Annotated in this window: 18 protein-coding genes; 8 read left to right on the top strand and 10 right to left on the bottom strand. The window is 42.7% G+C overall.

Translation table 11 applies throughout. The features are described 5' to 3' along the window. Window positions 1-347 precede the first annotated feature (347 nt). Window positions 348-1235, bottom strand: a complete 888-nt coding sequence (locus AC4MRV_RS12810) for an AraC family transcriptional regulator (RefSeq protein WP_491187724.1) — start codon at window positions 1233-1235, stop codon at window positions 348-350. A gap of 169 nt (window positions 1236-1404) precedes the next feature. Here AC4MRV_RS12810 and AC4MRV_RS12805 point away from each other — a divergent pair, with 169 nt between their 5' ends. Then, complete coding sequence (locus tag AC4MRV_RS12805; protein WP_491187723.1) at window positions 1405-2553, top strand: iron-containing alcohol dehydrogenase; 1149 nt, start codon at window positions 1405-1407, stop codon at window positions 2551-2553. A 66-nt stretch (window positions 2554-2619) separates the two neighbouring features. Next, on the top strand, window positions 2620-3249 hold the full coding sequence (locus AC4MRV_RS12800; protein WP_491187722.1) for a lysoplasmalogenase: 630 nt from the start codon (window positions 2620-2622) through the stop codon (window positions 3247-3249). A 6-nt stretch (window positions 3250-3255) separates the two neighbouring features. Here AC4MRV_RS12800 and AC4MRV_RS12795 read toward each other — a convergent pair whose 3' ends face one another. Both AC4MRV_RS12795 and torS read right to left on the bottom strand, forming a co-directional pair. Next, a complete protein-coding gene (locus AC4MRV_RS12795) occupies window positions 3256-3777 on the bottom strand; it encodes a GNAT family N-acetyltransferase (protein ID WP_491187721.1) in 522 nt (173 codons plus the stop codon). 9 nt (window positions 3778-3786) lie between these two features. Continuing rightward, a complete protein-coding gene (gene torS / locus AC4MRV_RS12790; protein WP_491187720.1) occupies window positions 3787-6672 on the bottom strand; it encodes a TMAO reductase system sensor histidine kinase/response regulator TorS in 2886 nt (961 codons plus the stop codon). Between the two features lie 80 nt (window positions 6673-6752). Here torS and torT point away from each other — a divergent pair, with 80 nt between their 5' ends. Both torT and AC4MRV_RS12780 read left to right on the top strand, forming a co-directional pair. After that, the gene (torT, locus tag AC4MRV_RS12785; protein ID WP_491187719.1) at window positions 6753-7763 is read left to right on the top strand and encodes a TMAO reductase system periplasmic protein TorT; all 1011 of its coding nucleotides are present in this window, start codon (window positions 6753-6755) and stop codon (window positions 7761-7763) included. 9 nt (window positions 7764-7772) lie between these two features. Further along, window positions 7773-8228, top strand: coding sequence for a methylglyoxal synthase (locus AC4MRV_RS12780; protein WP_491187718.1), 456 nt, complete (start codon window positions 7773-7775; stop codon window positions 8226-8228). A gap of 44 nt (window positions 8229-8272) precedes the next feature. Here AC4MRV_RS12780 and AC4MRV_RS12775 read toward each other — a convergent pair whose 3' ends face one another. Beyond that, window positions 8273-9181 carry a DMT family transporter gene (locus AC4MRV_RS12775; protein WP_491187717.1) on the bottom strand — a complete coding sequence of 303 codons (909 nt, stop codon included), beginning with the start codon at window positions 9179-9181 and terminating at the stop codon, window positions 8273-8275. 90 nt (window positions 9182-9271) lie between these two features. Between AC4MRV_RS12775 and AC4MRV_RS12770 the strand changes: the two genes are divergently transcribed. Continuing rightward, complete coding sequence (locus AC4MRV_RS12770) at window positions 9272-10711, top strand: aminotransferase-like domain-containing protein (RefSeq protein ID WP_491187716.1); 1440 nt, start codon at window positions 9272-9274, stop codon at window positions 10709-10711. A 31-nt stretch (window positions 10712-10742) separates the two neighbouring features. Here the strand turns inward: AC4MRV_RS12770 and AC4MRV_RS12765 are convergent, their stop codons facing one another. Both AC4MRV_RS12765 and AC4MRV_RS12760 read right to left on the bottom strand, forming a co-directional pair. Then, window positions 10743-13802, bottom strand: a complete 3060-nt coding sequence (locus AC4MRV_RS12765; protein WP_491187715.1) for an efflux RND transporter permease subunit — start codon at window positions 13800-13802, stop codon at window positions 10743-10745. Window positions 13803-13811: 9 nt separating this feature from the next. Next, on the bottom strand, window positions 13812-14909 hold the full coding sequence (locus tag AC4MRV_RS12760; protein WP_491187714.1) for an efflux RND transporter periplasmic adaptor subunit: 1098 nt from the start codon (window positions 14907-14909) through the stop codon (window positions 13812-13814). A 249-nt stretch (window positions 14910-15158) separates the two neighbouring features. On the opposite strand from AC4MRV_RS12760, the gene AC4MRV_RS12755 reads away from it, so the two are divergent. Further along, complete coding sequence (locus AC4MRV_RS12755; RefSeq protein WP_491187713.1) at window positions 15159-15365, top strand: hypothetical protein; 207 nt, start codon at window positions 15159-15161, stop codon at window positions 15363-15365. A 42-nt stretch (window positions 15366-15407) separates the two neighbouring features. On the opposite strand, the gene AC4MRV_RS12750 is transcribed toward AC4MRV_RS12755, so the two are convergent. The 3 genes from AC4MRV_RS12750 to AC4MRV_RS12740 form a co-directional block, all read right to left on the bottom strand. Next, window positions 15408-16055 (bottom strand): HAD-IA family hydrolase, encoded by a 648-nt coding sequence (locus AC4MRV_RS12750; protein ID WP_491187712.1) that lies wholly within the window; start codon window positions 16053-16055, stop codon window positions 15408-15410. A 149-nt stretch (window positions 16056-16204) separates the two neighbouring features. Beyond that, the gene (locus AC4MRV_RS12745; protein ID WP_491187711.1) at window positions 16205-17977 is read right to left on the bottom strand and encodes an HD domain-containing phosphohydrolase; all 1773 of its coding nucleotides are present in this window, start codon (window positions 17975-17977) and stop codon (window positions 16205-16207) included. Window positions 17978-18047: 70 nt separating this feature from the next. After that, complete coding sequence (locus AC4MRV_RS12740) at window positions 18048-18560, bottom strand: flavodoxin (protein WP_491187710.1); 513 nt, start codon at window positions 18558-18560, stop codon at window positions 18048-18050. Between the two features lie 173 nt (window positions 18561-18733). Between AC4MRV_RS12740 and AC4MRV_RS12735 the strand changes: the two genes are divergently transcribed. Together AC4MRV_RS12735 and AC4MRV_RS12730 are read left to right on the top strand one after the other, a co-directional pair. After that, complete coding sequence (locus AC4MRV_RS12735) at window positions 18734-19204, top strand: CreA family protein (RefSeq protein ID WP_491187709.1); 471 nt, start codon at window positions 18734-18736, stop codon at window positions 19202-19204. 111 nt (window positions 19205-19315) lie between these two features. Beyond that, complete coding sequence (locus AC4MRV_RS12730) at window positions 19316-20620, top strand: inosine/guanosine kinase (RefSeq protein WP_491187708.1); 1305 nt, start codon at window positions 19316-19318, stop codon at window positions 20618-20620. Window positions 20621-20670: 50 nt separating this feature from the next. Here the strand turns inward: AC4MRV_RS12730 and AC4MRV_RS12725 are convergent, their stop codons facing one another. After that, window positions 20671-21273, bottom strand: a complete 603-nt coding sequence (locus AC4MRV_RS12725) for a beta-phosphoglucomutase family hydrolase (protein ID WP_491187707.1) — start codon at window positions 21271-21273, stop codon at window positions 20671-20673. Window positions 21274-21322 lie beyond the last annotated feature (49 nt).

The following is a 21322-nucleotide window of genomic DNA, read 5'->3' as shown; positions in this document are numbered from 1 at the left end:
TAGTCAAAATAACCATAGATAACATAGACAGAATCACACCTAAAAAAAGGTTATATTCCAAAATGACTCGCAAATGAATGTACATTCATTGCAATGTTTTGTTACTTATTTTGCATCAATAACCAAATTCTGATTTATTTTATATACAAAAAAATAAGCCTCTGAGCTGGCTCGCAAAGAGGCTTATTAATCAAAGAGATTGACTAGATCTCCTATAGGGGTATGTAGTAATCATGTACAAGATCTGTTAGACCTAGTGATTATCTGAATCGTATTATGAATAATTCCCATTCATAAAAAAACAGTAATTATGTAAATTCATCTTTCCTCTTTTTTAAACAGGGTAATTAGCTAGCAAGCTTTAACCCTTTAGGGGTTTCGTTGAAGTGACGCTTATACTCACGGGAAAATTGCGAGCTACTGTTATAGCCAACCAGTCTAGCTGCGTCATTGACCTTCTTCCCTTCTAGTTGAATCAACTCTTTAGCTTTATTTAAGCGAACCTTCTTTATGTATTGGATTGGAGATTCCAATGTCACGTCTCTAAACGCTTGATGAAACGCTGATGTGCTCATATTCGCTATTTCTGCCAACGATTGAACAGACAAATTCGCAGCATACTCTTGATGTACCTTTTCTAGCGCTTTTGCTACTCGGGCATAGTGTCCTTCATGATGAGCTAAATTAAATAGAACATGTCCCTCTTGACTACACAGAGCTCGATAAACTAATTCTTCTTTTAAATTGTCACCTAAGATTTGCCATTCGTGCGGGTCAAGTAGGGCTTTCATAACACGCTTACAAGTATCTAACATCCCCGCTTCCATACGAACCGATTTTAGCCCAAGGTGACAACTATCAGTCGATTGCGTTGGTGTAACGCCGAGCTTTTCTAATCGTACGACTTGTCGGTGAAGGATCTGAGGATCAATATCTATAGATAAGCCAAGAAGCGGCTCGCCTAAATCTGCCATAGCCTCACACTCCAGAGGCATCGGTACCCCTACTACTAAGTAATCATCTGGCCCGTACGCAACGGGGGTATTACCTATATAGATATTTTTCTGCCCTTGGCCAAGCACTATAACACCGGATTGATACACAAAAGGCTGACGTGCGTTACCAGTACTACTTCTGTAGAACCATACACCTTCAATTTCGGTTTGATGTATCCCCTCTAACTCACTTAAGCCTCTCAACTCAACGTACTCCTGCATCAGGTTAGCTAGGTTCATACTTCCTCCGGTTCAATTTGACTAATAATTATGGAGTTTTAGGCAATAAATTTAGAGAAACACGCCTATATCAGCCATCGTGTTAGTACTAATATGCACATATACCAAGATTAGTGGCGAGTATCAACTCATCATTATTCATAACAATACGGAAGCAAGAGGCTCAGATATGCAATTTACTTACGTTAACCCTACTCAAATCTTTTTTGGCCAAGGGCAAATCTCATCTATCACTCAAGCGATGACTAATGAGAGTAAAGTCTTAGTAATTTATGGCGGCGGTTCAATCAAGAAAAACGGCGTTTACGAACAGGTAGCGAAGGCTCTAGAAGGTTACGAGTGGACTGAGTTTTCAGGTGTAGAACCCAATCCAACTAAAGAGACGCTTGATAAAGCTGTTGCTATCGTTAAACAACAAGGCATCAATTTTATTCTTGCCGTTGGCGGAGGCTCTGTAATTGATGGTTCTAAATACGTAGCAGCAGCTGCAAAGTATGACGGCGACGGCTGGGATATCTTAACTGGAAACTATCAAGTAACTAGTGCTGTTTCCCTAGGGGCTATTTTAACCCTACCTGCTACAGGCTCAGAATCAAATATGGGTGCCGTAATTACGAAAGCAGAAACTCAAACTAAACTCGCGTTTCTTTCCCCGTTTGTTCAACCTAAATTTGCAGTTCTTGACCCTGATGTGATGAAAACTCTTCCAGAGAAGCAATTACGTAATGGCATCGTTGACGCTTGGGTACACGTATGCGAACAGTACTTAACGACTAGTCATGGAGCAATGGTACAAGACGGATACGCTGAAACCTTGCTTAAGACACTTAAATCACTTGGTGATACATACGAGGAGCGCGACAACGACACTTGGCGCGCAAACCTCATGTGGTCGGCAAACCAAGCATTAAACGGTTTGATCGGTTCCGGCGTTCCTCAAGACTGGGCAACACATATGATCGGCCATGAAATGACGGCGCTGTGGGGAGTAGACCACGCTCGCTCGCTTGCAATCGTTCAACCTTCATTGTTACGTAACCAACTTGAAGCGAAGCGTACTAAGCTTGAGCAAATGGGAACTAATGTGTTTGGCCTTGAAAGTGGAGATGACTTAGCTGAGCGTACTATCGCTGCAATAGAGAATTTCTATTTATCATTAGACGTTGAGACACAGTTTAGTGATTACGAATCATCAAAATCAGAAGCCATTGATGCGGTTATCAAGCAGCTATCCGACCATGGAATGACGAAGTTAGGTGAGCAACAGCAAATTGGTCTTGAAGAGAGCCGACAAATCTTAGAGCACGCTATTGCGTAGTGAGCCTAGTCACTTTACCCTACAAAGCAGCATTTATATGCTGCTTTTGTTTTAGAGAATGGGTTTATGTGGTTAGTCATCGTTTCATTGTGCGCTTTACATATTTGGAGTATTGAACGAAATACTAAGTATTTGTTTTATATTACAAAAGCTACGCCAGTTATATTGATGGCATTCTTAGCTTATACAAGTGCAACTGATTTTAGCACCTACGCTTTGTATATCGCTCTTGGGCTTATTATGAGTGCTATCGGCGATCTCTTTTTGATGCACCCCAAGGACAAATTCCTACCCGGGTTAGTCAGCTTCTTTTTGGCACACTTACTCTACAGCTACGCCTTTTTTAGTCAAACCGATGCCCATTTCAATATTTGGGTCCCGGTTGTATTAATATGTATCGGCATCATAGTCTATCTACTCTTGCTGCCGACTCTTGGCGCTATGCGTTTACCTGTTGCTGGTTACTCGTTCGCAATACTAGTAATGGCTTGGGGGGCTATAGAGGTATGGCTCGATGTACGTAGTCCTTTTGCTGGCTACGGTGCAATGGGGGCGTTGATTTTTATCATTTCGGACGTGGTGTTAGCGATAGATCGATTCCGCAGCAGCTCAGCATTTTCACGACATGTGATCATGGTGACTTATTACTCCGCACAAATGCTACTTACACTGTCAGCGTTAAAAGCCTACTTTTAGTTATTCTTATACTTCGTAACTATAGAGAAGATCGTCGTATTCAACACCACCAATTTGGTAGGCGTTTGCTTCTCTTTCTTTCAAGACAAAACCAACTTTCTCTAGCACTTTACATGAAGCTATATTGCCGTCTGTCACTATCGCATTGAATTTCTTGACTGGAAAGTGGCCTTTCGTGTGTTCTACTAAAGCAAGCAAAGACTCAGTACCTATCCCTTTGCCATGAAATTCCGGAAGGAGTAAATAGCCCACTTCAACATGACTATCATGCTCTTCAGACTGACACAAGCCAGTCACACCAACGGGCTTCGACGTAAGTTTGTCTTCAACCACTAAACATAACCAATGTTGACTGCCCCAACCCCACTTGGGTAAGCGGCTATCAAATCGGCTTCTTATCTCTTCCGTTGTTGGTCGATCGAATGCGTATCTAATCACCTCTTCATCTTGATGTAAGCGTTCAAACAAAGGCCAGTCAGACTCTGTTATTGTTCGCATGACAAGATTTGGAGATTCAATTAGCAGCATATGGTTTCCTTATTTTAATAGGGCTCTGAGCGCTTGTTTTGATTTCTGATTTACGTCCATCAACGCTTTCTCATTTTCAAGATAACAATTTACTGGCAGGTTGTCTTTTTCGATTTCTTTGCATAGTTCAAATAATGCTAAAAGACCGAGGCTCCCTGCAGAGCCTTTCAATTTATGAGCAAGTTGCTTAACCTGTAAATTGTCTTCCATCGTCGAAGCTGTCTTCATTTCATCCAAAATGTCATCGCTCCCGCTCTCAAATAGGCCTAGAATCTCACGCATTTTTTCTTGGCCTAACACAGCCAAGTCAGACTCAACGACGTGGCTATTAATGATCTGAGTTTCGTTCATTTGCTCTTCACTCTCATCGCAGTTTTGCGTTAGAAGTAACGACTTTCCTTCGAGGCGGTATTGGATAATTTTACATAACTCATCTTTATCAAGAGGCTTGGGTAAATAGCCATCAAAACCGCCCGCTAGATAACTTTCAACTTCTTCGTTAAACACATGTGCTGATACTGCAACCATTGGCGTATAGTGTTGGCCGCCTTTCGCTTCAAGGGCTCTAAGCTCGTCCAACAATTCAATTCCGTTGCAGTCAGGTAAATTAATATCGAGTAGTGCAATATCATACTTGTTTTGCCCAAATAGCGCTTTCGCACTCTTGCCATCAATAGCTGTATCAACTTGATGACCAAGACTTGTTAGGAACCCTTCAGCAACCAAGCAGTTGACCGGATTATCCTCAACTAACAATACTTTAGCCCGCAAATTACAAGTAGTGACAATGTCACTAACTTGAACTTCATTACCTTTTTCTAGCGGAATACTGAACCAGAATCGACTACCCACCCCCTGCTCAGAGTCCACATTCAGGGTTCCACCCATTGCTTCTACAATCTTTTGGCTTATCGCAAGACCAAGCCCGGTGCCGCCCTTTGAACTCAAGCCACCGGAAGCTTGAGTAAACGCATCAAATAAAGTGATTTGTTCTTGTGACGAGATGCCGATTCCTGAATCTGAAACTTCAAACATTACGTTTTCTTCATTATCCGGATCATAAGCGACATAAATATCAACGTGCCCTTGTTCAGTAAACTTGATTGCGTTGCCGACCAAATTATTCAGTACTTGGCTTATGCGCGTGACATCCCCTCGCCAATATGTATCAAGATCAGACTCGACGATACAGCTCAACTCTAATTGTTTTTCCTGGGCTCGACCTTTTAGAAGATGCTCAACGTCTTCAACCATGGATTTTAAATTGAAATCTATTGGGCGTATTTCCAAATGCCCGGCTTCGATCTTTGAATAATCCAGTACATCGTTCAAGATCGCTAGTAGCGTTGAACCGCTGCGGTTAATCACATCGACGTAATAACTCTGCTGATGGTTTAACCCTTCATCTTTCAGCAATCTAGCTGTACCCAATACACCATTCATAGGAGTGCGAATCTCATGGCTCATTGTGGCAAGGAATGCAGACTTTGCTCTACTTGCTTGCTCTGCTTGTAAGCGCGCTTGTGCATGGTTCAGCACTTCTTCGTTCAACCTCTCGTTCGCTTGTTGTAACTGATGCGTACGTTCGGTGACAAGTTCTTCCAGATGTTCTTTGTGTTCTTGTAATTCTCTCTTAGCTTTAACTTCACTTTCTGCGACTACTTTTAGCGCTTGAGCTGTGTTTCTGGCGGTAATGATCGCTTGCCCCATATGTGCTAGCTCATCGTTACCTTTGACCGTAACATCAACTTTAAGCTGTCCTTGTGCGATTGATAAAAGTGCGGACGAATATTCTGCTAATCGCTTAAGAACTTGGACGTAGACAACCTTCCAGACGATAAACACAACAATAACCATACCTAGAACGGTAATGATCGTTAATGAAAGCTGAGCATAGTCTAAAGTCGTCTTCAACTCGTCTACTGCATGAGTTGTTGCCACATTTGAGTCATCAACCAGACGGCTTACAGTGGTGTTAAGTTCAGAAAACTGATTAAGCGTATCTTGCATGAGTTGCTGCGCAGATTGCTCGTTACTGTAACGCTGCTGAAGCACATCAAAGACCACTTTACGTTCTTCCAGCTTGCGCAGTAAATCTGCCATCTGTATAGATCGAGTCGGATCTTCTACGGCTTTAACACGGCGCTTCATGATGTCTAAGTTACTTATGTACTCTTGCCTAATTACTTGGATCCGCTCTAGATCCGATATTGTACGAACCTCTTCAATATGGTTAAGCATCTTAAACGCTAACAGATGTAACTCGTGCAAACGTTCAGCTAAATCAAGATCAACCTCCACCAAAGTATCGAGTGCTTTGTATGCAGTTTCAGTGCTTCCTGCTTGAAGGAGGTCATAAATGTGTGTGACGTTCGCGACAGCAATAGTGGATGTATTGGAAACTTGAGTCCGAGTAAGTTGCTCGAGTTCAGAAGCAAGTTGGCGCAATTCTTCTGTGCGAACCGTTAAATCATCGGCTAAAAATAGCCTTCTCTCGACGACGATACCCAGCTGTGCAAGCGTGTCAATTACGTGTTGGACATCAGTTTCTAGTTTGGAAAGTAACTGCGAATCAAATGAATCAGAACCTAATTGTTTGATGTGGCTCAGTAAGGTCTCAAGTTGAGAGAACAGCTCTCTACCCGATTCTTGTCTCTGGGTCTCTGTTTTTGCGTTAGAAAGTGCCTGTACCGATGATATGATTCTTGAACTTAGCTCTGAGACCTGCCTCGCCTCTATCATTGATGGTATAGCCGTGTTAACAACATTTCGCTCTGTTTTTGCCACTGAGCTGAAACCAAAGACACCAATCAATGCGGACATCATCACCAGTAGCGCCATCGCTAAAAACGCAAATAGCAATTTACGTCCAATACTGGCCTTCGCTAATAACATCGAGATACTTCACTTATTATGTCTGGTAGAATGGGATATATTTTGCAGTGTTTATTCTCTATTTTCCAATGAAATACAAAATGCCTTTGATTTCACGTCTATCCAAAGCCAGCTTAGCCATAGGGGCTCTGATCGCTCAGTTATGGAGCTCCAGTGCGTTTGCAGATGAACCTCTGAGATTATGCGCAATTTATCCTCACCTCAAAGACTCTTATTGGCTTTCAGTTAACTACGGAATGGTTGATGAAGCACGGCTTAAACACGCCGATCTGCGTGTCCTCGAAGCTGGTGGCTACATGAACCTTGAGAAGCAAAAGGAACACTTGCAACTTTGTGTTCGCTGGAACGCGGACGCTATTATTCTTGGTACAGTGGCACCTGATCTCTATTACAGTTCACTACGGCAATACACGGGCTCGATCCCGGTTTTCGCTACCGTGAATAAGTTACTGCTCGACGACTATAATCGCACCATGTTAAAAGGTGAAGTCGGTGTTGATTGGTACTGGATGGGATATTACACGGGAGAATACCTGAAACGTAAACACCCAAAAGGTTCTGGTGTCGCTAAAGTCGCTCTGCTGCCTGGGCCGAAGTCCAGTGGTGGAACTAAGCCTGTTATAAAAGGTTTCTACTCTGCAATAAAGGACAGTGATATCCAAATTGTCGACACGTTTTGGGCGGACAATGATAAAGAGCTACAGAGAAATTTGGTGCAAAAAGCCATTGACCACCAAGACCTAGACTATATCGTCGGAAGCGCCGTAGCCATTGAAGCAGGTATCAGCGAGTTGCGAAGTGCTAATAAGTCTAACGAAGTGGGTTTGATTTCGACTTATTTAAGTCATGGCGTCTATAGAGGCTTGTTGAGAAATCGAGTTGAGTTCGCCCCGACGGACAAAATGGTTGAGCAAGGTCGCTTGTCGGTTCGCCAGGCTATTAGTTACCTTACTGGAAAAGAGTACCAGCGGAATGAAGCGCCAATCATAGAATCATTAACACCAAACAAATTGAATCGTAAGGTGATTGCCGAATCACTTTCACCTTCCGAGTATCGACCTACATTTTACGTATATAACGAGAACAACTAGGAAGTCTGAATGGAAAAGACAATACGCACTATCCCTGCACACAAACATGTCGCCCTTGTTGCCCATGATAACTGTAAACCTGAGCTATTACGCTGGGTAAACGAAAACAAAGAAAAGCTACAACGTCACTTCCTCTACGCGACGGGCACAACTGGATCCATGCTTAGCAAAGATACAGGGTTAGCGATTAAATCAATGATTAGCGGCCCAATGGGTGGTGACCAGCAATTGGGTGCTCTCATTTCTGAAGGGAAAATCGACGTTTTGATCTTTTTCTGGGATCCGCTAAATGCTGTACCACACGACCCAGATGTGAAGGCTCTGCTACGTATCGCAAGCGTATGGAATATTCCCGTCGCGACAAACCGAGCGACGGCTAAATTCCTATTCGAATCAGAGCTAATGGAAAAGGAAGTCGATATCGAAGTTCCTGATTACGAAGCTTATTTAGCTAAACGTACATAATCACGAGTGAAAGCCTGCACCTAGCAGGCTTTTTATTTTAGAGCTTATGCGTCTTGCTGACAGGCTGAATACGCCACCACTTTACTCTTAGCTTTTTGCTTTCTACTGACCAAATAGACTGCCATTGCCGCCAGCACAAAACCGACGAAGCCTAGCCAATCAAGAGATTCTCCGAATATAAGCCACGCCTGCAGCGCCGTGGTTGGTGGCACTAAGTAGAACACCGAGGCGACACTTGAGGCGGCACCATGCCTGACCATATAGAGTAACAGCAACACCGCCGCACAGGATAAAACAAACACTAACCAAGCCAAGGTCAGTATAAATTCAATATTCCAGTCTACTTCCATGGTTTCAAAAGCTAATGCGTAAGGCAAAAACAAAAATGCTGCTGCGATGTATTGCACAAGGGCACTGCCTACCATATCAACATTTTGGCAATAACGTTTTTGATAGAGTGTCCCTAGCGTGATTCCTAATAAAGCCAGAACACAAACACCTATTGCTAGCCCTTTATTGAGTTCTGATTGCCACTCCATTTTTCCCATTAACACCAAGGCGATGCCAATGAAGCCAAGTGCTAACCCAAACCACTGGCTTTTTGAAAAATGTTGGTTTGCCATGGATACAAGCAGTACTGCTGTGATTATTGGTTGTGTACCAACCAACAACGAACAAAGACCAGCTGGCATGCCTAGGCCAATAGCAATATAGCTGCCTCCCAAGTAAAAGCCATGAATAAGTATGCCTACTACACACGAATGCCAAAAGCCTTTGCCCGTTGGCACCTGTTTTTTTAGAAGTAAGACAATAACAGCAAACAGGAGGACATTGGCGAACATCCGAATCGTCAATAGTGTCGCCGGTTCAGCATATTGAAGACCAAATCGTGCACCTACAAAACCGGAGGCCCACAATACAACGAAAATAAAAGGGACTGCTTTAATCAACATAAAACCACTCTAATAGTTGCTAACGTCTAATTGGTCTTGTTACTTTAATGGGTACAGTAATTTCTAATAGTCACAGATTGGTTTGTTTTTATGGGTACAGATGAAAGTGCAGGGTTACAAAGTAAATACCAACGCGTTAAGGAACATATAACCCAAGCAATCGAAGTTGGTGTCTACCAATCTGGTGACAAGCTTCCTTCAATTCGACAGTTAAGCCAAGAACTCACCGTCAGTAAAAACACTGTGATACGTGCGTATCAAGAATTGGAGGCAAATCAGATGGTTACGGCGGTTGCAAAATCCGGTTATAGGGTATCTACCTATCAACTCCAACCAGATAGCCCAATGGCACCAGCTGAAATTGATCTTCTTGGCGTCTGCAAAGAGATTTTGACGTACCCGCAGTATAAAGAACTACTCCCAGCTGGCTCAGCTCATCCAAACGTAGATGGTGCCGCCATTAAATCTCTTTACGCAGAGATAGGCCGACAAAGCCGAATGCAAGCTCATATTGCTAGTCACTATCAGTTGCCCCCTGGAGAGCAAACTTTAGTGAAGCAATTAGCTAAGATCACACAAGATTTAGGAACATTAGCCCCCATTGAGGAGCTATTGGTGACACACGGCGCTCAGCAAGCAATCAGCTTAGCATTGAGAGCAATCACTAAACCAGGCGATATCGTAGCGGTCGAATCACCCTGTTATTTTGGTAACCTGCTATTACTTGAGTCTCTTGGTTTACAGGTGGTAGAGATTCCAAGTTGCCCCAAAGATGGTATGAATATCGCTGCCCTCGAAAACGCAATGGAAAGTTGGGGTGTAAAGGCAATTTTGGTTACGCCAAACTTCACCAATCCGACCGGTGCAATGATGCCACTAGAAGCGAGGAAAGAGTTACTTGCCATTTCACGAGATACCCCCATCATTGAAGATGATGTATTTGGCTGCTTGAGTTACCAAAAGCCCCTACCCAGCCTACGCTCTCTGGATAATGATCAACGCGTCATCTATGTCAATTCTCTTTCCAAGAACTTAGATTCTAGGCTTCGAATTGGTTGGATGTTGGCAGGCAGATATAGACAACAGATTGAACAGCACTTGCTATGCGATAACATGGGGAGTTTGAACTTAATGCAATCCGCGGTTAGTTCGTTTCTAAACTCAGGAAAGTACAAAACCCATGTTGCCAAGATGCGAAACTATTACCAAAACAACGTTAAACGTTTCTTATCGATGTTCGTCACGAGTATGAATCGACATAACAAGGTGAAAGGTCAATACCGCGTAACCCCTGTACACGGGTCATTCTTACTCTGGATAGAACTTCCGAAAGGGACTGATTGCTATGCTTTATATCGAGAATGCAAAAGCCACAAAATCAGTATATTGCCTGGTTCAGTTTTCGGCACATGTGGTCAGTACCAACATTGTTTTAGGGTCAGTGTTGCCAATCTTGGACCAAACAGTGATTGGCATTCCCCCATCAACTTATTGACGTCATTGATCAACCGGCAGCTGACAAGCAGATAAAATTAACCCCGCAATATTGCGGGGCATAAACTTAGGCATTTGCCAACTTTAGCTGGTCAGTTTCTTTTTCTGCAAACATTAAACTATACAGAACTGGCACGACACCTAATGTAAGTACAGTCCCTACCGCCATACCAAATATCATAACAATAGACATGGAGTACCAGAACTCGCCCCCAGATAAAGCAAGTGGTAATAAGCCTAAAATCGTCGTTAAAGTCGTCATCACAATCGGTCGCAATCGTTCTGAACACGCCGCTATGATTGCATCAGTGATGTGACTTCCCTCTTCTCGGTTTTGCTCAATACAATCTATTAAAACAATCCCATTGTTGATAATGATACCTGCCAAACTAAAAATGCCTAACATAGCCGGGAAGGTAAAATAAGCGTCCATTATTAATAGTCCTGTAGACGCTCCTATCAATGAGAGTGGAATTGTCATTAAGATAATCGCGGGACGGCGTAGCGAGTTGAATTGGAGCAACAAGAGTAAAATCATGATCGCAAAACATTGTGGCAAGTATCCAAACAACGCACCATTCGCTTTACTAGCTCCTTTTAGCTCACCACCGAGCAATATTTTATAGCCAGGGGGGAGCTCAATATCACCAATTACAGGAGCGACTAGTTTATTCAGCTCACTAGCCTGCAACGCGCTATGTTTTACACTGATGGTAACTGTTCTTTCAAGGTTATAACGACGAATCATCGATGGTTCACTTGTCGCTTCGATCGTTGCAAACTGAATTAAAGGCAATGCTGATCCTGTCGCGGAAGAGACAATCTGCGCTGAAAACAACTTATCTATTACTTTGTTTTCATCTGAACCACTCACCATCACTGGAATAACATCAGAATTGTCGCGAAAGCTCGTAATTTCACTACCACGTAAATATGCATCTAAACTTGTCGCAATGTCCCGACTGCTGACACCAGCTCGAAGTGCAGCTGCTTGGTCAATGTTCACCAGTAATTTAGGTACATTGTTTTCCCAGTCGTTCCTAATACCAACAGCACCAGGGATTCCACGTAGCGCTTGTTCGATTCTAGTAGCAATGCTTTGCAGCTCGCCGATCTCTTTACCAACTACCTGATATTCGACCAACCCAAGTTCTGTGCCGCCAAGCCACATCCTCTTAGCTTGACCACTCGCCTCAGGCATATGTGTAATAAAAAACTGATTTGTTTTTTCTACCATGGATATTGCCGAGTCTACATCTACCGTGTTCACGACCATAAAAGCGCGATTCGGAGCACGATCAATGGGCGACAACGCAAGAAAGAACCTTGGCCCACCGTCACCAACATAAGAAACCGTGCTTGTTACTTTAGGATTCAGTTCTTTGTCGAGTAACCAATTATTCAATCGTTGAGTAACCTTCTGCGTCTCGGCTACCTTTGTACCCGCAGGCAGGTCAATAAACACAAGATATTGGTTTCGCTCTGAGCCAGGCATAAACTGTACTGTGATAAACTTAAAACCGTAAATTGCCAGTGCGAATACAGCCAACATAGTCAATAAAAATGACCACCTAAAGTTTAATATCTTTGTGATTACGCGCCGGTAACCGAGTATGAATCTACTCTCGTTACGCGATTTTGCCTCCTGTTTGTCACTGATAAACCAAACACACATCACTGGTGTAGCAAACAAGCAAAGAAACCAAGAGCACAACAACGCGATTGTAATTACCTGAGACAAGGAGCGTAGATATTCACCCGTCACATCTTGCGCCAGCATAAGTGGCATAAACGCCAATATAGTCGTTAATGATGACGTAAGCAGAGGGATAGCCATCGCTCTAGACGCACTGATCGCTGCTTGAATACGGTCTTCACCTTTCTGTATTTTCGACTGGATGTACTCAGCAATGACTATCCCGTTATCTACCAACAGGCCCAGTGAAATAATAATTGCGGCGATTGACATCCTTTGTAACTCAACGCCCCAAAGTGTCATTCCGATAACCGTCATCAGGATCGTTAAAGGAACAATACTACCAACAATCAACCCCATACGTAGGCCAAGGAACACCATTACAACGGCAAGTACCACTGCGATTGTCTGTAATAAGTTGTTGGTTGCAGAATCAACAGCAACATTGACTTTTTCAGGTTGGAAAGTGGCTAGCTCAAATTGGACACCGACAGGTAATTTTGCCGACTCTTCCTCGACAAAGTTTAGAATATCATGGCCAAATTCATCGCTTTGCATTCCACTTACCATTGCTGCTGCGACAATGATTGCTGGCTCACCATTAAAATAAACAGGTGTGTTGAAGGGTTCTTGATACCCGCGGTAGACCTCCGCTAAGTCCCTAAGAAAAACAGTTCCTCCTAGTTCACGAACGTACAGATCTAGGTTCAAGATATCCTCTACCGACTGAAAGTTTCCAGAAGGCTCGATCTCAACTTCTAAGCTACCAGCTTCTATCACACCGCCTGGAAGTAACACGTTGCGCGCTTGTAAGGTTTGAATAACTTGTTTGAATTGGAATTTTTCGTTCTCCAAAGCGTCTGCTTTCGCTTTTATCCATATGCGCTCTTCGTTAACGCCGTATAGCTCTACTTGGGAAACAGTAGGTCTACTATTTAGCCTATCCTGGATTTGTTCAGCGATTTTATTCAGTTCTCGCTGCTCATATCCGTTGCCCTTAATAGCAATGGTTGCAGAGTAAACTTGGCCAAACTCATCGTTCACAAAAGGCCCTTGGGTGCCACTTGGTAACTCCCCTCGCATCGAATCCATCCGATTTCTTAAGTTGTCCCATATGGGCTGTAAATCAAAATATCGGTCGTGTACTGTGACTGTGATCTTTGCCATTCCCGTACGCGAGAGTGATTTAATCTCGGTGACTTCCGGAATCTGTTTAATCTCGCGCTCTAACGGCTTAGTAATAAACTTTTCAATTCTTTCTGGAGACATACCCGGAAACTGAGCCACTACGACAGCATTGCGTATTAAGATCTCGGGATCTTCTTTACTCGGAGCACCCACGAATGATTTATAGCCAATGACAATAAGAAGAAATAAAAATACTTGGGTAAAGCGATTGTACTTAAGCGCTACTTCGGTCAACTTATGCATTTATAGTCCCTACACTCCTTCCCACAATGTGACTTGTTGCCCTTCAACAAGGTAAGGGACGCCCGCTACTACGACCTTTTCTCCCTGGCTAAGGTTGTCGAGTACGACCACTTGGCTATTAACATTACGTCTTACCTCGACATAACGCTTTTCAAGACGATGTTGCTCGTTGATTACAAAGATCGATGTGTTCTGTATTTCGTGCGAAGCACTTAAGTCATTCAGATTTATCGCGCTAATTGGTAACAGAACGACTTTGTCGTGACTCTGGCCAATCTCAAATTCGATATGTGCGGACATGCCATTTCGCAAAACGCTATGACCTTCCGGAAGTAGTAATGTAACTTTGTACGCATTCCCCTTTTTAACAACTGCACCAATTTCTGATACGACACCAGTAAGTGCAATATTGTTAAGAGCAGGTACAGATAAATTCACTTCATCGCCAAATTTAACCTCATCAATGAGGGATTCAGGAACAAGGAACTCAACCTGATATGCATTGGTGCTGATTAGCTCAACAACGGTTGTACCCGCACTCACCTTGGTATAATTGTCGAGAAATACATCGCTAACGACTCCTGAGAAAGGGGCATACAAACTCGAACGCGATAAGTTCAATGAGGCATTGTTTACATCAGTTTGTGCTAGATTCATTTGCTGTCTTTTAGCATCTAACTCCGCTTTAATCGCGAGTAACTCAGAATCTGACACAAAACCGCGCTCTTTGAGTTTTTTTGCTCGTTCATACTGGTCGTTTGCTTGAAAATACGCAGCATAAGAAGAACCGAGTGAGGCTTTCGCTTTCTCAAGCGATAGCTGGAACTCTTCAGTCCCTAGTGAAGCGATCAATTGCCCTTTTTCGACAAGTTGGCCTTGTTTAACCACTATATCTTCAACGGTACCATTAACACGAAAACTTAATGGGGATTTTGTCGTGCTCTTAATCTCCCCCCCAAACTCTCTAGTTTGCTGGAAGTTATGGTATTGAGTTACAACGTATTTGACTGATTTGATAAGTTGAATATTTGGGTCAGGCTTTCCTGTCTCTTCTTGGCTACAACCCAACAAGAATAACAAGGGAATAAAATAGAATCTTAGCTTCACTGAACTAACCTTTCATATGGTATGTCATTTCATTTTATACAATACGTCGTATTTTTAAAGCTTTTATTCGTTTAAAGTGAATTGCTTCCCATTATTTGGACAAACCACTACCCGACGTAAACTCGAACCGTTACGTTAGACTAAAATAGAATAGCTAGTAATCAATACGACTAGTAAATTACATAAACATAAAAGAAATAAGAAATTAGCGAAGAAGTTCGCATTTGTTTGCTGCAGGAGTAACACACTATGACTCAACACAAATCAGAAAATACATTATGTTGTCCTCTTTGTGGCAGTGAAGAATACCTTCTGTCAGAGAAAAACAAAATGTTATGTGCTGAATGTGGCTCGTTTTTTGAAGATATCGATAAGATTGTTGTTCAGCAACCACCAGTGCAGCTTCTAATCCATCAGCGATTGAATCGCGTCGCAGCTCATCATGCCTATCACTGATACTACTTTGAAAAAGGGCGCTTATTACATAAGCGCCCTTTTTTATAAACATTGTTCGATTTCTTTAAGGTGCCTTATTTTTTCTAGAGTTAAACTATGTGCACGCTCGTTTAATCCAATCAAATGTACCGTCTTAACTCCAGCCCTAACCCCAGCTTCTAGCCCTTTTGGCGTATCGTCTATGTAGAGGCACTCCTCAAGTTTAAAACCCATATTCATTGCACTGTACATCACGAGATCAGGCTCTGGTTTCCAACTGTTGGTATCGAAAGCAGAAAATACTTTCCCCTTGAAGTGTGGTAATAATCCTGTGAGGTGAAGCGCTCGCTCTATCTTGGCTCGAGGGCCATTCGAAGCAACACAGTATTCGATACCTTTATTATCTAGATATTGGAGAACATCGAAAACGCCGTCCATAGGTTGCAATTGAGCATCAAACAGAGCATCTAAATACTCTCGATAAAGTGGTTCCAGTCGATCAATGGAAACTTTAACACCAAGACGCTGCTTAGTTACCGCTAAAATATCAGCCAGTTTCCCGCCCTCAAAGTGGCTGATAGCATCATCCATAGACAGCTCCGCACCAAACTGATTGAAGACTTGGCAAAGCGCTTCACAGCACAAGCGCTCGCTGTCAACCAATGTTCCATCGCAATCAAAAATCACACACTTAATTTGAGGCTTTGTCATTATTATCACCTTCTTAATTCGCCTCGAGAAATAATATGCAAGATAAAGGAACTTCGCATGATTTGCTTAACAAAATAGAACGAATGCACGTAGAGATAGGTAAAACTCTACGCTCAATCACTATTTTACTAATTTCTGACTTTGTTTAATCAAACTGCAATAGAGAGTTTCTCTGCAACAAGGTCTGGGTAACAGTCCCTAATAGCAATGAACTCAGAGAAGTTAGATAAAATTAATTTAGAAAGCTCTGGATCGAATTCTTTGCCAGATTGCTCAAGAAACAACGTACGTACTTCATCAGCCGTCCATGCTCGCTTGTAGCAACGGATACTTAACAGGGCATCAAATACATCCGCTATCGCCGTAATGCGGGCAAAAATATGGATCTGCTGGCCCGATAAGCCATTAGGGTAACCTGTTCCGTCCCATTTCTCGTGGTGTTGATGAGCGACAATCGCTGCCATTTGAAACATTTCACCCTTGGTACCACTCAAAAGCGTATAACCCGCCTCAGCATGGGTTTTCATCACCTCCCACTCTTCTGGCGACAACTTACCTGGCTTATCTAATATTGATTCAGGGATCGCGATTTTACCAACATCGTGCATCGGGCTAATTATCTCTAACATTTCAAGTTCACGATGCGACAATCCAGCTAACTTTCCAAGGTGAGATGAAAGTTTGGCCACCCGCTTAACGTGATTACCCGTTTCCCCCGAACGCGTTTCAATCGCCTCGCCGAGTACGTGTATCATTTCTTTTTGTACTTGCATGGTTTTCTTTTGTAACGCGACGATTTTGCGACTTTTTAAGTTCAACTCTCGCTTTTGATTAATCGTTCTCGACTGGTTAATGATAACCACCATCAAACAAAAAAATGAGAGTAACGAGTAACCAATCGTTTCGATATTATCTCTGAAATAACTTCTAGGGACGTTTAGTAGTAACACGTCTTCAGGTAAGGCATTTTGATCAAGCTTATGTTTTTCGTATGCAACGTAATCGATGACAGGACTTGGACCTTGCTGCTTATTGTACGAGCCTTTGAGGTCAATTGATAATGAACGGGCAAGTTGTACAGCCATTTGCTCACCAATATGCTTCGAACGGTTTACCACCCCACCAACAACCCCGTCGGTAATAAAAAACTCCCAAAACACAAAAATAGGCGCTGAGCTTTTTTCTGCTAATGTGTGGGCAATTTGTTCATAACTATATATCTGCCCTTGATTAACTTCAGTGTTGTAGTGAGACAAAAGAACCGCGTCTTCGTTAGACAAAGAAGAAAGTAGTTCAGCAGTGTCTGTGAGTGATTTTCCTTCAATGATACGTAAAGAGGTGCCACGCAAGGTACTCTCTTCAACGGCTGACTCAAATGCTTTTCTAATAAGCCGCGCTGTATGGCTATCGTCTGTGACGTAATAGAGTGTACGTAGCTTTGGTCTTAGAGTTTGGATCAGATGTAACGTCCCTTTAAGATCATCCTTCTCGTAGAAAACAACGGACTTATCACTAACAGCATCGAGCGATGCATTCAAATCGTTGACACCACCAGCAATAATTGGAAGTTCAGTAAACGGATTAGGATTCCAGTCTTTTACTAAGTTGACTGCAGCATCATCTGTTAGTAATACGGCATTGAATTGATAGTTGGCATACTTGGTTCGAAAGTAGTCTTTAAAAGTGTTGAGGTATTCTGGAGAATGTATGCGCTTGGCGTCTAAATACTCTATGGATAACTTGACGGGTTCGGCAAATTGATTAGTGACCTGCTCGATACCTTGCTGCAGCTCTTTCGTCCATTGATATGAAGGCTCATAAGAGTGTATTACGAGAACATGTTTAGGTTGCCCATGGTCAACATGAGCATATACTGGGTGGGCAAAAAGCAGAATGACCAGATAAATGAACCGACGAAACAAGATGCGTAATTCTATGCCAATTAAAGATGACTAAGCATATCATGTTGAATCAACATCACATTTACAATCATTAGATTTCTAGATAAACGTCACTATATTCATCAATGTTAACATTCAACTTGTTGATCAATGCGTTAGCGAACTGTTGTTTGCTCTGTTTCGATTGTTCCTCGATTACCACTACATCTGAAATTAAAATCTGATCTTCTGAGCAAGTCACAATAGCGGCTGCTTTCGGTTCGCCGTTTTCAAATGCTAAGTAAAGTTCACACGGCTCTGAATAGATAATTTGAGTTAAAAACTCGACAATCAGCTCCTGCTCTTCCGTAGCAGTCCAACGCTTAGATTGAAGCAAAGAAAACATCACCGTTAGGCGGTGAAAGTCCACTAGAAAGATATCGTCAGGAGAAATACTCGACTCGACACATTCATCAAGGTTTAAGACTTGATACTGACATGTGTTAGCGTGCTTTAAATAAAGCTCACGACCTGCAAGGCTCTCTGGTGTTGGGTACTTCACATCCACTTGTTGAGATAACCATTGATTTTTTATTTGAGCGATTGGCAAGCTTGGTTCAGTCATTTGAATAACTTAAGTCGAAATTTTCCGTCAGCTTATCGGTATCCTGGTACGTAAACAAGTATTTTCTCCCCTATTCGGAAACCGTCGAAAAGCTGATATGCTAACGAGATTAATACGATTTCGCGCTATAAATGCGTAACCAATCCCTTTCTTTGTTTAGGATGAACCTTAGTATGATAAAAAACATAGCAATGGCCTCTATTCTGGCTTTAAGTCTAGCAGCTTGTGATAGTGGTGAAGTCGGCGACGTAAGTTTGGGGCTATTCACGATGAAAGACATCAAACTTAATCATATGCAAGACCCTATCGTGACTGGAGTAACTTGCCATGTTGCGTCAATTGAAGCCGACTTTACGTTAGCTGACCCAAGCGACAGCTCTATCTCTTGTCGTCAAACGGGAGAAATTACGCCAGAAATGATTGCGGAAATTGATAAGTCAGATTCAGGCGAAGTAGTATTTAAGAAATCAAAAAGTATCTTTTTCAAGAGTATGAAAATTCGTCGTATTCTCGATGCAGAGAATCAAACATTAATGTACCTGTCATACTCAACCAAAGAAACATCCGGCAGCTTTAAGCACAGCCTATCGACAGTGCCTTTGTGGGGAACAAAAGCCTACGGCGCTTATAGTGCTGAAAAATAAAGCAAGTTGAAGCCAAACCATCGAGTTTGGCTCTTTTTTATGTAATAAAAGTGAAAGCAATCTTACAGTGTTGTGATATCATGCGGGAAAATTTCCAACTCACTTTTCAAAATGAAGTTTCCTGGACAGCGCAAATCTAAGCACTACTTTCCTACACACGCTCGTGACCCTTTAATCAACCAGATGAAGCAAACACCTAAGCTGTTTCGTCCAATTATTGTTGGTGTTGGCCAAACAATTGTTGATATTGAAGCACGTGTGGATGATGAGTTCCTAGCGAAATACGACTTGAGTAAAGGACACTCTCTGGTCTTAGAAGAAAGCAAAGCGGATGCCCTCTACGACGAACTAGTAGAGCGTGGGTTAATTACTCATCAGTATCCTGGCGATACTATTGGCAACACGCTACACAACTATTCTGTACTTGCGGATAGCAAATCAGTCCTTCTTGGCGTGATGTCACGCAATATCGAAGTCGGTTCTTTTGCTTATCGTTACCTGTGCCGTACTTCTTCTCGTATGAATTTGAACCACCTTCAAACTGTTGAAGGTTCAATAGGTCGCTGTTACACGCTTATTTCTGATGACGGCGAGCGTACCTTCGCTATCAACGAAGGTGAAATGAACAACCTGCGCCCAGACAGCATCCCTGAAGAAGTTTTTGACAAAGCCTCAGCCCTTGTTGTTTCTTCTTACCTAATGCGCGGTAAACCAGAAGACCCAATGCCTCAGGCAGTCGCTAGAGCCATCGAAATCGCGAAACTTAAAAATGTCCCAGTGGTATTAACACTTGGGACTAAGTGGGTCATTGAGGGTAACTCTGAATGGTGGCAAGAATATATTAAAGAGAATATTTCTATCGTCGCGATGAACGAAGAAGAAGGCCAAGCATTAACAGGTGAATCCGATCCTTTGCTTGCAGCCGATAAAGCCCTAGATTGGGTCGACCTAGTACTTTGTACAGCAGGTCCTTCGGGACTTTACATGGCAGGCTATACAGAGGACAGCGTGAAACGTGACACTGAGCTGCCATTGTTACCAGGTAACATCCCTGAGTTTAATAAATACGAGTTCAGTCGCGCCATGCGTCAATCTGACTGCCAAACACCGGTGAAAGTCTACTCTCACATTGGGCCTTATTTAGGTGGACCGCTGGAGATCAAGAACACCAATGGTGCTGGAGACGCAGCCCTTTCTGCTCTGCTCCACGATATGGCAGCAAACAGCCATCATCATATGAATGTGCCAAATTCATCTAAGCATGACCAACCATATCTTACATACTCGTCGCTCTCGCAAATTTGTAAATACGCAAACCGAGTGAGCTACGAAGTACTGACCCAGCATTCTCCTCGCTTAGGCCGAGCGTTACCAGAACGTGAGGATAGCCTTGAAGAAGCATACTGGGATCGCTAATCCCGATTAACAAAAAAGCCGCTATTTAGATAGCGGCTTTTTTGTGGGATCTAATCTTTGCAAGGATAGAAGACGAGCTTATTGTTTTCTACCATAATACAGTCCATTCCCCCGGCATGAGCAGCTTGCCTGCCGAGGTCAGTATCTTCAAAAACAACACATTGCTCTGCAGGTAACCCTATTAGCTCTGCCGCGCGCAGAAACGTATCTGGGTTAGGTTTATGGTTTTCTACATCGGTCGCGGTCACAACAGCATCAAGTTTGCTTAGTATACCTGTACTCTCCAGTAAGGAAGTTGCACTTTTCCGTTGACTACCCGTGCCTACAGCTAATCTCTTGCTACCATAGAAGTAATCTAGGATTGCATTAGTACACTCTATTGGTTCCCCTTTCTCCGGAATGTCAGCGAACGTTTTCATTTTAAATTGCGACACCGATGCCTGATCCAAATTCATTCCATGTTTCTTATTTACTTCGGCCGCTATTTTGTAACTAGGCATTCCACCCAAACTGTGTAACCACTCGGCACTAAAAGGAAATCCAAATTCCAATGCTGTAATTTGCCAAGCTTTAAGGTGAGCCGGCATTGTATCAATTAATGTTCCGTCCATATCAAAGATAAGCCCTTGATACTCTTTTATTATGTTTAACATGTTACTTTCAACCAAAAAATTAGAACTCTAGACTCAATTGTTAACACTT

The sequence above is a fragment of the Vibrio sp. genome, assembly GCF_984391705.1.
The sequence above is the reverse complement of the archived record's forward strand: the minus strand, read 5'-3'. Positions and strand labels throughout refer to the sequence as shown.